General features: G+C 53.6%; 13 protein-coding genes. 2 read left to right on the top strand and 11 right to left on the bottom strand.

Translation table 11 applies throughout. The features are described from left to right. Nucleotides 1–19: 19 nt before the first annotated feature. From M2298_RS07020 to M2298_RS06985, 8 genes are all read right to left on the bottom strand, one after another. A complete protein-coding gene (locus M2298_RS07020; protein ID WP_122963349.1) occupies nucleotides 20–1,159 on the bottom strand; it encodes a VWA domain-containing protein in 1,140 nt (379 codons plus the stop codon). Then, nucleotides 1,144–3,525 (bottom strand): DUF5682 family protein, encoded by a 2,382-nt coding sequence (locus M2298_RS07015; RefSeq protein WP_173595931.1) that lies wholly within the window; start codon nucleotides 3,523–3,525, stop codon nucleotides 1,144–1,146. The genes M2298_RS07020 and M2298_RS07015 overlap by 16 nt, the downstream gene beginning before the upstream one ends. Beyond that, nucleotides 3,486–4,586 (bottom strand): ATP-binding protein, encoded by a 1,101-nt coding sequence (locus M2298_RS07010; RefSeq protein WP_173595930.1) that lies wholly within the window; start codon nucleotides 4,584–4,586, stop codon nucleotides 3,486–3,488. The genes M2298_RS07015 and M2298_RS07010 overlap by 40 nt, the downstream gene beginning before the upstream one ends. Before the next feature lie 96 nt (nucleotides 4,587–4,682). Continuing rightward, complete coding sequence (locus tag M2298_RS07005; RefSeq protein ID WP_173595929.1) at nucleotides 4,683–5,093, bottom strand: DUF2268 domain-containing putative Zn-dependent protease; 411 nt, start codon at nucleotides 5,091–5,093, stop codon at nucleotides 4,683–4,685. A gap of 52 nt (nucleotides 5,094–5,145) precedes the next feature. Further along, complete coding sequence (kynA, locus tag M2298_RS07000; protein WP_122963353.1) at nucleotides 5,146–6,006, bottom strand: tryptophan 2,3-dioxygenase; 861 nt, start codon at nucleotides 6,004–6,006, stop codon at nucleotides 5,146–5,148. A 207-nt stretch (nucleotides 6,007–6,213) separates the two neighbouring features. Further along, nucleotides 6,214–6,492, bottom strand: coding sequence for a hypothetical protein (locus M2298_RS06995; RefSeq protein ID WP_229049908.1), 279 nt, complete (start codon nucleotides 6,490–6,492; stop codon nucleotides 6,214–6,216). Nucleotides 6,493–6,636: 144 nt separating this feature from the next. Continuing rightward, entirely contained in the window at nucleotides 6,637–7,092 is a 456-nt protein-coding gene (locus M2298_RS06990; protein WP_122963644.1) for a DUF2716 domain-containing protein, read from the bottom strand. Between the two features lie 87 nt (nucleotides 7,093–7,179). Next, on the bottom strand, nucleotides 7,180–7,791 hold the full coding sequence (locus tag M2298_RS06985) for a DedA family protein (RefSeq protein WP_280648366.1): 612 nt from the start codon (nucleotides 7,789–7,791) through the stop codon (nucleotides 7,180–7,182). 253 nt (nucleotides 7,792–8,044) lie between these two features. On the opposite strand from M2298_RS06985, the gene M2298_RS06980 reads away from it, so the two are divergent. Further along, a complete protein-coding gene (locus M2298_RS06980) occupies nucleotides 8,045–8,542 on the top strand; it encodes a cation:proton antiporter regulatory subunit (RefSeq protein WP_280648365.1) in 498 nt (165 codons plus the stop codon). Nucleotide 8,543: 1 nt separating this feature from the next. Beyond that, nucleotides 8,544–9,797, top strand: coding sequence for a cation:proton antiporter (locus tag M2298_RS06975; RefSeq protein ID WP_122963356.1), 1,254 nt, complete (start codon nucleotides 8,544–8,546; stop codon nucleotides 9,795–9,797). 111 nt (nucleotides 9,798–9,908) lie between these two features. On the opposite strand, the gene M2298_RS06970 is transcribed toward M2298_RS06975, so the two are convergent. Genes M2298_RS06970 through M2298_RS06960 form a run of 3 tightly spaced genes read right to left on the bottom strand, consistent with a single transcriptional unit; the run spans nucleotide 9,909 to nucleotide 15,450 of the window. Then, on the bottom strand, nucleotides 9,909–11,528 hold the full coding sequence (locus M2298_RS06970; protein WP_280648364.1) for a SagB family peptide dehydrogenase: 1,620 nt from the start codon (nucleotides 11,526–11,528) through the stop codon (nucleotides 9,909–9,911). Nucleotides 11,529–11,555: 27 nt separating this feature from the next. Beyond that, entirely contained in the window at nucleotides 11,556–13,496 is a 1,941-nt protein-coding gene (locus tag M2298_RS06965; RefSeq protein WP_173595926.1) for a TOMM precursor leader peptide-binding protein, read from the bottom strand. Then, on the bottom strand, nucleotides 13,453–15,450 hold the full coding sequence (locus M2298_RS06960) for a putative thiazole-containing bacteriocin maturation protein (RefSeq protein ID WP_280648363.1): 1,998 nt from the start codon (nucleotides 15,448–15,450) through the stop codon (nucleotides 13,453–13,455). The genes M2298_RS06965 and M2298_RS06960 overlap by 44 nt, the downstream gene beginning before the upstream one ends. Nucleotides 15,451–15,567 lie beyond the last annotated feature (117 nt).

Below are 15,567 nucleotides of genomic sequence, written 5' to 3'. Positions count from 1 at the left end.
CCTCCCTTGTCTTCCCCGTTTATTTGATGATCTTGCCAATCCATTGCGATAGCTGGTCAGGCGTTAGCGCAGCGACGTGCGCGCCCATGTCCGCAAGCACGCGGGCAGCATGCTTGTTGTATGTAGCGTTTCCGTTGAAATCAAGCGCGGTCAGCACGAGAAACTTGCAGCCTGAGTCGATGATCTCTTTGCTTTGGCGGTACATCTCTTTGATCGGATAACCTTCCTCCAGGTCGCTGACCAAAATGAAGATCGTCTTGGACGGATTCTCCAAAAGCGACTTGCCGTAGCGGAGCGCCTGCGCAATGTGGGTCCCCCCGCCCAGTTGCACGCTCATCAGCACATCGACCGGGTCATCCAGCCTGTCGCTCAAATCGACGACCTTGGTGTCGAAAATGACCAGGTTCGTTTTCAGCGCCGCCAGCTTGTAAAAAATGCTCGCCATCACGGCGCTGTAAATGACCGAGTCCATCATGCTGCCGCTCTCGTCGACGACGATCACGATGTTCCATTTGTTGTGGTGCTGGATGTTGCTGTGAAAATACAGCTCGTCGATCACAAAGCGCTTGTTGGCCCGGTCGTAGTTTTTCAAGTTTTTGCGAATCGTTTTGTGGACGTCCAGATTGCGCATCGTTTTCGTGTAGCCGCGCCGGAAACGGTTGCGCTTGCCCACGATGCTCGTCTGGATTTCCGCTTCCAGTTGGCGGCGCAGCTCCTCGACGACTTTGCGGACGATTTCCTTGGCGCTTCTGACGACCTCGCCCTTCATCCTGCCCTTGAACTGGAGGATGTTTTTCAGCAGGGTCATGTTTGGCTCAAGGCTTTCCAGCACTTTTTTGTCTGTAAGCAGCTCGGTCATGTTGTAGCGCTCCAGCGCCTGCTTTTCCAAAATTTCCACCGTTTCTTTCGGGAATAGCTTGCGGATTTTTTGCAGCCAGGTCGGCACCGTCAGCGTGGAGCCTTCCCGGCCGCCTTCTTTGCGGTAGCCTTGCTCTTCGCCGTGCTCCCGGCCGTACAGGAAATCGAGGATCGAATCCAGCTCGCGGTAGGCAAAATCGGAGCGGCTGTAGTCACCGCACTCTTCCAGCGCATCTTCTGCCTGCGCGCCTAACAGAAGCCGCCAGCGGTTCATGGCTTCCCGCTTCAAATGAGGTTCCATCTGGCAAACTCCCCCCTGATCCTGTCGTCAAGCAACCGCGCCCGCTGCAAAACTGGCTCGGCAACGGCTGGAGCCGTCATTTCTTCGGCTGTCGTCTCGAACAACGCCCCGACTTTTTCCGCCAGCATGCTGATTTCCATTGGTCCGAAAAACGCGAAAGCCAGCCGAAGCTGCGGCACAAGCTGCAAAAAACTGTCGTAGTCGAGCCTGATAATCATCTGGTTCAAATCGGACAAGATGCTGTCATCGTCAAACAAATAATCCCGGCCGACGAGGAAAACACCGTGCAAGTAGGCGGCGGTGTGCTGCATCTTTTCCGGTGTGCCGAACATGTAAGCCCGTGCCCTGACGCTGATCTCCCCGCGCTCCAAGGCACCAAGATTGCACAAAATCGCGGCGGCGGCCCCTTCCAGCATCGCTGGCAACGTCGGAACCGCAAGCAGCGTCTCCAGTTGGTCGAGAAAAATGTCCCGGGAAGCTTCCGCCTGTTTTTGCTCGCTGACCATGTACAAAAATTTGAACTGCTCGGCGATTTCCGGGCATTCGTCAGGGTTGGGGCTGCTCAGCTCGGAAATTTTCGCCACAGCCTGGTAGTACACCTCATCGACAAGCGACTCCAGCCGTGCCGTGTCTGTCAATCCGAACAAGCGCCTTTGCTCGTGCAAAATCGACAGTGTTTTCAACGTTTTGCACAAGGACAAAAAGTGTCCGTCTTCCCTGACTGCCGACACGACAGCTGCAAACAACCGCTCGCCAAGCTTCTCCAGTCCCATGACAACCGCCATGAGCAGCCATTTCGCCAACATGTGGCTTTGGTGCTGCGGCAGCTCCTTCATCATTTCTTCCAGCTTTTGCGCCGCCGCTTCTTTCACGGTTCCGCCGTAGACAGAAGCCTCGATCAACCGCGCCTCCACGTAGGAAGAATAGCTGTAGCGCCACGTCTCGCGCACGAGATTGACGTACTTGTCGTTCAGCCAGTCCGGCCCGGCTTCCTTCGTGCAAAACTCCGTGCCCAAAAAGTGGACACAGTGCAAAAAACGGCTCGCTTCCCTGTGCGATCGCTTGGCGTACAATTCCAACACTTTTTGGTTGCGCCCCGTTGTCGTAATCGTCAGTTTGAACGCTTTGCACGTTTCCTTAAAATCGCGGACAATCGGGACGTCGAGGTCGTTGGGCGCCACTTCGCCGATGCCTTCGCCTGTCATCAGCTCGCGCAGTGTCTCGATCGGCTTCGCGGTGGCGATGGAACGCTCGCCTTTTGTAAAGGCAGACAGCACGGAGTCTTGCAGCTCATACGCCCCGCCCTCCGACTTTTCGCGCATCACGGCAAGTCCGCTGATCAGGCTGTACGCCTCAATCGCATCTGCCGTCGAGACGATCTCGCCCTTTTCGCGCAGCCGCTTCACGAGTTGCGCCAAGTACGACAGCGCGCTTTTTGAAAAAGGCGTCTGCTCCTTTTTCCCCATGGCATTCCATACCGTCTCGTAATAGTGGACGTACGGCATGCCGCTGGCGTAGCCATTCAACTGGTCGGCTTCCTGGTAGGTGTACACCATCGGATATATTTTTTCGTCTTTGACTTTTTGGATCTTGTAAGTCGTCTTTCGGCTCTCCAAAAGCCCGTATGTATGAAACCCGCCCGTCACCACGAGAATTTTTTGATACTTCGCTTTGGCTTCTGCAATTTTTTGGCGCATATACGCTTCGCGGATCAAGTCTCCCTCTGCTTCGAGCGTGGCGTCGTCGTAACATTTTCGCGACAAATAGCAGTAGGCGAACACGTCTTTGACAAACTCTCGCGTCGGCTTGCGAATGCCTTCGACCTCGAAAACCCGTTCCCACAGTTCGTCGAAGTTGCGGCATCTCATCGTTTCGCACAGCCGGGCAATAAATTGCGACCCGGCCAGCATCCGCTCATCGTGGTAGGAGAGCTTCTGGTTCTGCTTTTTCAGATCGTGTCCGTCTTCCATGCTCTCCAGCCGACTGCCGTAGCCAAGATCGATGAAAGCGGCGGGAATCTCCCTGCGCTTTGCCTCGACGAGGGCGACATACTCCGGCGAATAGGTGAGAAACGGGAAATAGCAGACGTATTTTTTCTCGCCCGAAGCGTAGGCGTAGTAGATGCTTACGGGCGGCTTCGTCTGCTCAGCCGTCAATATCGGGATGAGATGGTTGCTGTTGTCCGGCCCTTCGATCAAGATGATCTGCGGCTCGTATTCCGCAATCGTCTTTTGCAGATGAAAGGCGCAAGCAGGACTGTGGTGTCTGATCGGAAAATAGACGACCTGCTTCGCCAGATCGTACACTTCCTGCTCGACCAGCCTGTTTATTTGATCCATTTCTTCTCGTTGTAGTACGCTCCCCATAGGCCCTCTTCCTTTGCCCGTTCTTTGACCACCTTCGTGAAGTACGTTTTCAGCACGCCAGCATCCTTCTGGTTCTCCTTGACGACAGCTCCCTGCAAATTTTGCACGAGTCGCTCCATCGTCATCGGCTTGCCTTCGTAGTAATGAGCGGTCATCGCGCTTTGCACGTACACCGATACAGCTTCAGCCGTGCTCATCACCGATTGTGGCGAGTCGATTTTGTAGCCTTCCTTCGTCTGCCCTGTGCGCAGTTCCATGAAAGTCGTCGCCAAAATTTCCACGACATCGCGGTCGATCTCGATATCCACGCCGCTGCGCTGCAAGATCATTTTCGCCTGCGATTCGATAATTTGCGCTTCCATTTTCACGTGATTGATCGGCGCAATCGTCTCGAAGTTGAACCGACGCTTGAGGGCGCTGCTCATCTCGTTGACGCCCTTGTCTCTCAGGTTGGCGGTGGCGATAATATTGAATCCGGGCTTGGCAAACAAAATGCCGTCCGCAAGCTCGGGAATGTTCATGACTTTGTCGCTCAAAATACTGATCAACACGTCTTGCACTTCAAAAGGGCAGCGAGTGATTTCCTCAAACCGGGTAATAATGCCTTTGTTCATCCCCGTGTACAAAGGCGATGGAACCAAAGCTTGCAAAGAAGGACCTTTGTCCAGCAGCATGGCGTAGTTCCACGAGTATTTGATCATGTCTTCGGTTGTGCCTGCCGTACCTTGAATCGTGTTGGTGCTCGTGCCGCTAATGGCAGCAGACAGCAGTTCGCTCAGCATGGTCTTGGCTGTTCCCGGTTCGCCGACCAGCATCAGGCCGCGGTTTCCTGCAAGTGTCACAATCGCTCTTTCGATCAGGGCATCGTCGCCGTAAAACTTCTTCGTGATCTCGATTGCCTCTCCCTCGTAGGGAAGCGGTTTGTCAGCACCCAAGATAAAGTCGCGGACCGCTCGTGGCGACATTTGCCAGTTTGGCGGCTTTGCTCCCGTATCGTTGGCCCGCAACGCATTAAGCTGCGCTGCGTACAAGACTTCCATAGGCGGCTTCATCGTTTCCATCCAAATGCCCACTCCGTTTCCGCTTTTTGTCGTGCAATCATTTCTCGACGTTCTTCTGAAAATGGGACTGCGACTGCTTACAGTCCACAAAATGGCTCATCTAAAAAATAATAAGCAAAATGATCTTGGTAAATGAAGGGTATTTGTGCCCAATATTAGGAAGAATATGTGAAAATTTGCGCTTGGAGTCCTGTTGCGCGGTAATTCGGGGTGGGATGTTTGCACTTCGCGGAGCAGCTCTTCCGGTGAGGTCGCGGTCCATTGCTCTACTGTCAAGTCGGGATGATCATGCAAAAACGTCTGCACCAGCCTGTAGCCTTCGCTGTAGCCGAACACTTGCGGAATGCCATCCTGGCCGCCAAACATGATCTTTTGCTGCAACGCAAGCTGGGTGGAGTCCAGATGCTGTAGCATGGTGCGCCTGCTTTCTACCTGTTCGTCGTCCGGGTAGGTATCGACGATATTGAAAAGAGCCGTTTCAATAGAAACAAGCGTGATCGAACACATCTGTCCGCACGCCTGTATGGTGTAGCCTTTTACAGTTCTCTCCTGGTTTGTCCTACAGTTGCGTGCGCAAGCTCCACAGCTCAGGGAAGAAACGATGGTCCAGCGCTCTGCGCAAATAGCCGACGCCGGAAGAACCGCCCGTTCCCTGCTTTTGTCCAATAATCCGCTCAACAGTCGTCATATGATTGAAGCGCCACTGTTGCTGTTGGCTGGCGATATCGACAAGCTTTTCCGCCAGCTCGTACAAATCCCAATATTGATTCACATTGCGGTACACGGTCAGCCATGCCTGCTCGACACTATGATTCGGCTGGTACGGCTGCGACCAGTCGCGTTCCAGGCACTCGGCGTCAATCGGCAAGCCCCGCGCCGCCATCTCCTTGATCGCCGCATCGTAAATGCTGGGAGCATGCAAAACCGCGTCCAGCTTGGCATGAAGCTCAGGCTGATGCTCGTACACAGCCAGCACATGGCCGTTCTTGTAGCCAAGCGTAAATTCGATCAGCCTGTTTTGAAACGATTGAAAACCGGACGAATGCCCCAACTTGTCGCGGAACTGCAAGTAATCCGCAGGCGTGAGCGTCGAGAGCACGTCCCACGATTTAATCAGCTGCTGCTGAATCCGCGACACCCGGGAAAACATCTTGAAGGCAGGCTCCAGCTCGTGCTTCGAAATACAGTCCATGGCAGCGCCCAATTCATGCAAAATTTGCTTCATCCACAGCTCGCTTACCTGGTGAATAATGATGAACAGCATCTCGTCATGATGAGTGGAGAGCCGCTCCTGACTCGCCAAAATCTTGTCCAGATGCAAATAGTCGCCGTACGTCATTTCTTTTTGAAAATCGGTATGGATTTCCTTTTCCAGCGAGGTCTTGTCTTGTTCGTTGCTTTCGTGTTGGTGGGGATTCATCTGTGATGGCCTCCTTTTTTGGGTGGAGAGGGAATGGATGTGATGTATGCGCTTTCATAAGTTGTGTTTAACCTCTGGTAGCGCTTGTTCTTTCTATAAAAGTTTTATTTCTTCTTGGGCGGGTTTGTTCCTGCTGGTTTTGGCGGATTTTTGCCGAGTGGACTTTCTGGAGGTACTAGGTAGCATGCGTCTTGCAAAAAATTGGTCTTAGACGTTACAAGAAGCGATAAAACCGTTTTTAATGAAGCGAGTATCTTCCATAAAGAAGAAATCGGCATAAAACTTCATTTTCTTGGCTGTTTGCAGTTTATTTAATCTGCCAGTTATCATTCGCTTTATTCCAAGAGAGCTACGTTCGCCAGCCGCGTGAACTTCTACGTAAATCTCCCAGTAATCATAGTTTGGAAAATCCTCTTCCCAAATTTTCGAGATTTGTTTACCTTCTCGCGCTAATCGAATTATTTTTTCAGAATCTCTTTGATCCATTCTGATCCCTCCAAGGAGTCGTTTCTGTATCTCTTGTACTATTCGTTGAATATTTCCAAATACCTACATCATTCGACTGATATAAAACGACAAAACCTCCTGATCAGATGATCAAGAGGCATGGTAAGACCTGCTGCGCACTAGCTACCCAAATATAGTTGGTCGATCAGCTTCAAACTGATGAATGAGCGTCTCTCCAAACAAACTAATGGAATGTTCCCAAGGGTGCCCTAAATATCCCCACTTAAAATCTTTTTGCAAAAAGAAACAATAGTCCCCATCTGGGTAAAACCCTATCCTTGCCCCGACATCGCCGCGCTCCCGATGCGGATAATAGAGGTAGCATTGGTGCTGCCAATCCAGTGCGTAGATATATTCTTCCGGCACAGTGATCGCTCTTAGACAGCTAATGCACTTTTCCTCAAGATCATCGATATCTGCATCCGTATATTCAGTAACATCATAAGTAACGAAAGGGGACGGTAACCGAAAGGAAGGCCAATCACTGCTATGGATACTTGGTTTGAATTTGAAATCCTCGTACATTTTATCCCAAGCCAGACGATACTGATCACTCGTCATAGGAATCCAACTATTCATGTTACATCCCCCCAAAATCGATTCTCCCGCAACAACAAGAAAAGTGGCTCTTAACCAACAACCAAACAACTCCCCAAACCCAACCACTCACCCTCCACTCCGACGCTTCCGCACAAACACCACCAAAAAACCCACCCCTACTACACCAATCCCTATGTACACAAACTTCGAATACACATCCATCACGTGCAAAACCTGCTCCCACGACTCGCCAAGCAGCGCCCCCACCAGCACCAGGGCAATATTCCACAGCAACGTCCCGATCGTCGTAAACAGCAAAAACAACGGCAAGCCCATCCCGGTCATGCCAGCCGGGATGGAAATGAGACTGCGCACGAGCGGAATCATCCGGCAGAACAGGATTGTCCAGTAGCCGTATTTGTCAAACCAGGCGTCCGCCTTCTGGATGTCTGTCTTTTTGATCCGCAGCAAGTGCCCGTACCGCTCCACGACCTTTTCGATTTTGCTCACATCCAGATAGCGGCCAATTGCGTACAGCAGGACCGCCCCCAGCACCGAGCCCAATGTCGCCGCAAAAATGACACCAGGCACCGTCAAGGTCGTGCGCGTCGTCATAAAGCCGCCGAACGTCAAAATGACTTCTGACGGGATCGGCGGAAACACGTTTTCCAGCGCCATCATCAGGAAAATGCCCAGATAGCTGTATTGTTCAATAAAATGCGTCAGCCAGTTTTGCATGCTACCCCTCTTTTATCTCATCCGAAGCTTTTTCTTCAAGTATAGAGACGATTTCCTTCCAGTTCAAATGGAAAGCGAACCGAAGGAAGCAAAAGTTTGTCCGCCTGAATCAGACCTCAAATGAAATGTGTCATATTTTTTGCAAACTGTTTCGAAATGTAGACTTTTCGCATCATTTAAGTATATGATTATATTAGCAAACAATTATTTGTTTGTCGAAATTAGTGGATTCCACTTTTAGGAGGCGTACACAATGTTGAATATCAGGGAATCGGATTTGCCGGGAATCGGGCGCAAATACCAGGTGGAGACAATAAACGGCGACAAGCTGATTATTATCCTCCACGACGACGGGCAAAGGGAGATTTACCATTTTGACAAAGACGACTGGGATGAAAGCATCTCCATGGTCACTCTGGATGATCAGGAATCGCGCCAGCTGGCCGGAATTATTGGCGGGATGACCTACAAGCCAAAAGCGCTGGAAACGATTGAGATGGCTCTCGATCAGCTCGTGATTGAATGGTACAAAATCGAGCCGGGGGCCGCGTGCATCGGAAAATCCATTGGGGAACTGGACATTCGCCAGCGAACAGGTGCTACGATCATCGCCATTATCGAGAAAAACCAAAAGCAAAAAGTGAGTCCGGGACCGGAATGCGTCCTGACGGCAGGCGTTACGTTAGTTGTGGCAGGCGAGAGAGGGCAGGTGAAAGTGTTAAAATCTACACTCATAACAGGGGGGGCTTGATTTGGAACACATCGTCTTTGAAATTGGTCTGGCTATCGGTTTAATCGCAATTGCCGGGTTTATCTCGCAAAAACTCCGCTTTTCCATCGTACCGTTCTACATCCTCATCGGCATGGCCGTAGGGCCGCACGCCGCCTCGATCGGCTTGATCGATTTTCGATTTATTGAAAGCGAACCGCTCATTGACTTCATGGGTCGGATGGGTGTTTTGTTCCTCTTGTTTTACGTCGGGCTTGAATTTTCGGTTGGCCGTCTGATCAAGGCAGGACGCTCTATTGCGATCGGCGGCACTATCTATATAGGCATCAACTTTACGCTTGGTCTGCTCTTCGGCTACTTTGCCGGGGTTCCGTTCAAAGAAATTCTCATCATTGCCGGAATTACGACCATCTCCTCTACCGCTATCGTGGCAAAAGTGCTGGTCGATCTCAAACGGACCGCCAATCCGGAGACGGAAATGATTCTCGGAATGATCATGTTTGACGATTTGTTCCTCGCTGTTTACTTGTCGATCATGTCCGGTCTCGTGCTCAGCGGTGCAACTTCTGTCGTTGGCGTGCTCACCTCTGCGCTGATTGCACTCGGCTATATGCTTCTGTTCATCATTGTCGGGCGCAAGCTGGTTCCGTTGCTCAATCGCGGGCTCAATATCAAATCGAATGAACTTTTCATGTTGACGGTCTTTGCAGGTCTGTTCCTCGTAGCCGGCTTCTCGGAAACCATCCACGTAGCCGAGGCGATTGGAGCCTTGCTCGTCGGTCTGGTCCTTGCAGAAACGGTCCATATGAAGAGAATTGAGCACATGATTCTCCCCTTCCGCGACTTTTTTGGCGCCATGTTCTTTTTCAGCTTCGGCTTATCCATTGATCCGCTTCAGCTTGGCGGAGCGGTCTGGCTTTCCCTGGCAGCCGTCGCCATTACCCTGATCGGGAACTACACGGCAGGGCTTTTGGCTGGCCGCAGCGCAGGCTTGTCGGCACGCGCCTCCTCGAATATCGGGTTGACGATTACCGCACGCGGGGAATTTTCCATTCTCATTGCAAATATGGGCAAGGCAGGCGGACTGTTGGAAATTTTGCAGCCATTTACGGCGCTTTACGTACTCATTCTGGCGATTCTTGGCCCCGTATTGACCAAAGAGTCCAAGCATATCCACAATTTGCTGTGCAAAGTGGTTCCTCTGGAGAAAATGTTCCAAAAAAGAGGCGCAACCGCTCCGGCTGCCGCGCAAAAAACGGAGAACCATTCGGGATAACCACACTTTGACGCCAGCACTCTGCAACTAGCTGTACACAAAAAAACAGGATGCCCCCGCTGCGAACATACACGTCACGGGAGTGATCCTGTTTTTTTGACTTCTCCTTTTCTAGCCATGCAAGCTCCCCTGCAACCGCGCCCGCTGGCGGTAAAAGCCGACAGGCACTTGGATGAGACACGTCTTGCTTTCCTGCGGCAAGCCGTAAATCTCGTCGCTGCTCGCCACATCGTACCCAAGCAACGGATGTCCGCCCAATCCGCAGGAAAAGGCAGCGAGCAATAGCGCGTGCAAGGCGATCCCCGCCTGCATCTGCTGAATGCGATAGCCGCGATACCCCCAGCGCTCCAGCAGATGGTTGCTTTCCCCTGCGATATGAAAGCAAAGCGGCACCTGGTACAGACTGACATTGTCGAGGGTCATTCCGGCTTGCAGTTCTGCCCGCTGGTCGCCGTGCCGCCGCTGTGTCAACAAGCCGCTTGCGGGAGCGCAAAAGTACGCTCCGTCCTCCAGTTCGTCCACCTGGTGAAGACAGACGCAATACGCCAAACATCCGTTGTTCTCGTGTCCCAGGTCATGCTGGTAGTGCAAGGCTGTATACGCACGCCGCACAAGCGTTTCCAACTCTTCTCGCGTCAGCTTGCCCGCGACAAAATCCAGCTCCGGCGAACTTCGGCTGCGGCAAAATTCCGCGAAATCCAGCGCTGGCAGCCTGTCTTTTGCCGCTTCTGTCTCTCCGGGCTTTCCCCGCAGTTTTCCGCCGTCTTTTTCCGCACCAAACGGTCTTTCCCTGACAAAACAGTCCGTTGACTCATACAGCGCAGCCTGGTGCATCTGGCGTAGCAAAGGGTAGTCTTTTCGCGCGTTCGAACCGATCTGATGGCGGTGGCTCAACGGCTGTAGCGATTGCACGAGCTGTTCCGCCGAGACAGGCTCTTGCGCATCCGCGCTGCTCTCAGTCAATGTTAATGCCGAGTCTGCCGTTGTCTCGCCTGTCTGCTGCGGACTCAGCGCAAGCGGCAGGATTGCATACACGCTTTCCTCGTTCCCGTCCAAGCCGAGCAGCCCGTTGACAGCCCGATCCAGAAACAAGTAGTGGACACTGGCCTGAATGCCGTACTCATCGGCCAAAGCCAGCCATTGCCCGAGCAGCACACCCGTATCCAACCCTTGCAAACGGTACGAAAACAGATCGTATTTAAAAGCATTTTTCCAAAAGTAAGTGGACACGAAAACAACTCCAAAGCAGTCGCGGAGCGCAAAACGCTGGCCGAGCGAGCTGGTTACATAGTCATCGAAATCTCCCTCGCGCAACAGGACGAGGCGATGATGCGCCACATCGTAATGATAAATCCCTTGCCTCAAATAGGAGAGCTTCAGATACAAATACACCTCGTTCGGGTACAGCGCTCCGCCGGAAGGAATCGCCCTGCGGTACGACTGAACGAAAAAGCTCTCTTCTTCCGGGGCCCCTTGCCCGAAAGTCATCTGGCTGACTTTTGTCAATCCGTACGCGTAATAAAGCATGCTGCCCAGTTGGACAAGCGACGGCTCCCCTGTGATCTGTTCGCCTGTGAGCGACAAAGCGACTTCCCCGGGCAGCGTTACGGCAGGCAAGCCTTTGTACAGCTTGTATGGCAGTGGCGCATCGTCCCAATTCACTTCCAGATCGGGCGGCCGGACTTTTTCGGTAGCAAAATGCAAGTCGTGCAAAAACGTCGCAAGCTTCATCACTCGCCCTCCCTTTGTGCCATGCTTTTACGGAAACGGGTGAGGATGCGGGTTCAACTGATCCAAAGCAAGCGGTTGTTTGGCATAGCCTAGCGTGACAGGCACGTGCAGCACGCGTTTCAGATTGGTCACTCGCGTCTGATGCTGTCCGAACGTCATGGGCAGCATTCCCGGAATCAGTACGCGCACGCAGGACAACCCGATGCGGCTCACTTCCGGTGTCGTCTGGTCGATGACAATGACGTCGAGCTCCAGCTTGCGAAACACTTGCAAAATGTCCTTCAGGTCGTCTGTCAAATCGGTGTGGCCGCCTTGCCAGGAAAAAGCTTCCGCAAAAGACTGCATCGGTCTGTTGTTCCCAAGCAAAAAGTCGAGACGCTCTGCCGCCTCTGGCAAGCCGTAAAGCATGGCGTGGTCATCCATTTTTTTCACCAGCGACGAGTCGTGGTACATCCGCAAATACGCGGCGCGATTCGCTTCAAATTTGTCGTGCAGCGTATTCAGCATGGCAGCCGTCTCGTGAAGGGCGCCCTTGACGGCGCGAACCGGATCAGGGTGCGCACCACCCGCGCAGACGAGATGCAGTCCTGTCTGTTTCTTATTTTTCGCGATCGTCCACACGCTGGGAATCCCGTTTTCCATCGTCGCGTTGTACAAAAACAGCTCGTAGTCGGTGACGGATTGGAGCCGTGCGATCATCAGTTCCAGCTCCGTATCGCCAGATGTGTGCGGATCGAGTCGCGGCAGCGGCAGTTGCGCATACCACGTCAGCAAAAACGCATCGCGCTCCACCACTTCCATGATTCCGTAAAAGATCGCTTCCTCCAGACTCCCGCCGATCGCACAGCCATTCGACGTCTCAAATACGGTGCCGTCACCGAAGCCAAGGCTGTAGTAAGCCATCCGTTCGGGAACGAGCACGGGCCGCTCGCGGATGCAGGAATAGCCCCAAACCCAGTTTAACGGCCGCTTCGGATCAAACGGTTGAAAAGGAAATCCCGGCAGCGCATACTGCTCTTTTGAATGGACGCCGGCAGTGACCGGATTGAGCGCCTGCTCCCCCAGGTTGGCGTAACAATCGTAGACGACTGTCTTTTTGCCGCGCGGCGTCAGTCCGCAATATCGTTCCAGCCCTTCCAAAATCGCCGTCCCTTCACTATGGACGTAAGAATGGGAGCGGCCTGCCGTCGCTTCGTCATGGGGGAACAAAGGCAAATTGACGCTGACATCGGAAAAGACGGAGACAAGGTCGCGCATTTTCCCGTTAAAAAAGCCTGTTCTCGCATCTACATAGTCGGAGCGGAGCGCTTGCTTCCAATCGTCCAGCGACTTCACGCGGTAGCTTGTCGAGGAAGGCTTGGGATTCGGCTGCCAAGTAAATGTGGCCAGTTCTGGCGCGTCATCCGGCAGACGCCCGCAATGGCCGCAAAGCGGATCAGCCAGGAAAAAGTGCCGGGAGCTTGCCAGCGTCTGTAGGTCGAGCAATTGGATATGTTCGTGCAGACGGGCTTGCTGGCGGCTGGCTATTCGCTGTACCTCGTCAATTACATAGTGACACACCTGCCATAATCCCGTTCGCGACGACCACACGTCGACTGCCGTTCCGCCTTCCTCTGTAAGCTGGAACTGGTACTCCCACATTTCTTTGCGATCGCGCCCAGCCATGAGCCGCCGCATGTCCGCGCACTGGGAACAGCCAGGCACGCCCGGACGAACGAGCGGCCCGATCACGGCTTCGCCAAACGAAACGAACGCCCTCAGCCACGGAATCCCGGATGCCTGGAAAAGCTTTTCGGCTTCCGTATGCTCATGCGGCCGCCATCCGTCTTGCAGCACAAGCGCCAAATCAACCTGTTCGTCGATCGGTTTCAGCGTACGCTGCCGGATCACGCGATATTGTTTCGGAAGCTGCATGAAGACGAGATCAGCCAGCAGTCCTTCGCCCACAATCATAATCTCCATGCTCATGCCCCTCCTCCGCTCGCAATGCAAGGGCGATCACCCTTGACAAATCTTCCTGCAAAAACGTCTCTACAGCCGCATTGCGCAGCACAGGCACCAGCCGTTCCTTGGCAAGGACGTCCCGCGCCTGCTGCCAAAGCGTTTCCTCGCTCTCCGGAAAAGGCGGAAGTTCCACTTGCTGTTCGCGCTCATCCAGAGCAACCTCCAGAGCCTTTACCGCATAGGCGATTTGCTCATCCGGCACTCCTTGGCTGTTTTGCAGCGCCGTTTGCAGTGCCTTGCGCAACGCGAGCGTATCGTGCAAGCCTACGCTGCCGTACCAACCGTTCTCCGTTCCTACCCAGTACACCGGAAATCCGCACAAATCCGCTCCTTTGGCGATTTTATGCCCTTGCTTCTGGAGCGCCAGCGCACGCGTGTAAAACAAACACGGCTCGTCTTGCCCCGTCCACTGCACGAGAGCGGCTGCTGGCGGCTGCTCCCGCACTTCTTTTGCCAATACAGCTTGCAAATAGTGCTCCAAAGCCCGGCACGCTGCTTCTGCCGCCGATTCTCCCGCGCCAATCGCAAAACCGATCTCCCCCGCACTGTCCGGCATAGAGGGGGCATCATCGTGCAGATGAATGCCAGCCGCCCGGATGCCGCACGCACTCATCAGGCGCGAAACGTACATCTCCGTCCCTGTCAAACCCGCTTCCTTGCGCGCTTCCTCATGCGTATACCCCGGGCAAATGCGGACAGGCAACAGCTCGGCGGGGCCAACTGCAACGGGATCGACCGCCTGCACCTGACACTGGGAGAGCGGAAGTTGCATCAGCTCGCCTTCCTCCCACGTGTGAAAAATGCCGACGTCAGGCGAGGTCCAGGACTGAAAAGCCGCAAGCAAGCCGTCCTTTGGCGATGTAGTCTCTGCGAAAAACGACTGTTCATCAACAGGCAAAAAGCGCGGTTTGCTTTTGACGAGAGGATGCGGCATGGCCGTTCGCCAGCTCCCCGTGAGCGTATCCAGATCGAGCAGAAAAAGCTTGCCCGCCGACTCTGCCTTCACCACGCCAGTCACATGCTTGAACCATTCCATGACCGCCGCGTTTGCCAACAGAGCGGCTGACGTAGCTGTAAAAGGATGATCTTCTGCATTCCCGCTCAAAAAGACCCGGTGGAAACGGCGTACGACCGAGTCGAGGCACACGGGCGAAGACGGCTGCATCACCGGGCCTGCAATGCCCTTTTGCAAAAGCAAAAACACAGGAATGAACACAATGCCCCGCTCCTGGCAAAGCGCATACACCAGCTCCATCTCGCTGCGATCCCCGGAATCTGAGCCGTACAGCACCGCAGAAACTGGCGCCAGCGTCTTTTCCCAGCAGGCCCGGCTTTGCTCGCGCACGGTTAGTTCTGTCAGCTTGGCCTCGTCATCTTTTTGCCGGACATGTGCATGCAGCTCGGTCAGACGAGCTTTGTTGACCAGGCTCGCGTCCGTGACGGCGTAATGAACATGCGGGCACCCCGATTCCCACAGCGCATGGATCAGCGCGGGCACAAAGCTCCCGCTTCCTGCAACGAGCGGCTTTTGCTGCCGATACGCCTGGAAAGCATGACCGCCCGAGCCAATCAGGTGATCCAAAAAGGCAATTTGTGCCGAAAACTGCTCCACCACCGCGGGAGAAAGCTCATGCGGCAAACGCTGGCTGACATCTTGGGCAAACCCGTTTTCCAGCAAAAGACTGGCGATTTTATGAATCTGAGCCTGGTACTCCGCTGGCAAATCGTCCGTAATTTCCGCCAGCGTGTGCTCTCCGTTGAAAATGGGCACCAGCTGCGAAACCCATTGATCGATCATTTCTCCTTCCATCCGAAACGTCCCGACGTTATTGCGAAAATACACGCTGCCATCGGGATTGGGCAAAAAGAACGTATCCCGCTTCACTGCAAGACGCATCGCTGGGTTCAGTTTGACCATGCTCCTCCTCCTTGCTTGGCTGCGCTCGCCACTTTATGTGCCATGAAGGTGTCACCGTCATTGTATGAGCGGCTCTTTGTCCGACATGCTATTGCAAATAATGCCGGGAGCACGCTA

The sequence above is a fragment of the Brevibacillus sp. 1238 genome (assembly GCF_029892995.1).
Taxonomy (GTDB): Bacteria; Bacillota; Bacilli; order Brevibacillales; family Brevibacillaceae; genus Brevibacillus; species Brevibacillus parabrevis.
The sequence above is the reverse complement of the archived record's forward strand: the minus strand, read 5'-3'. Positions and strand labels throughout refer to the sequence as shown.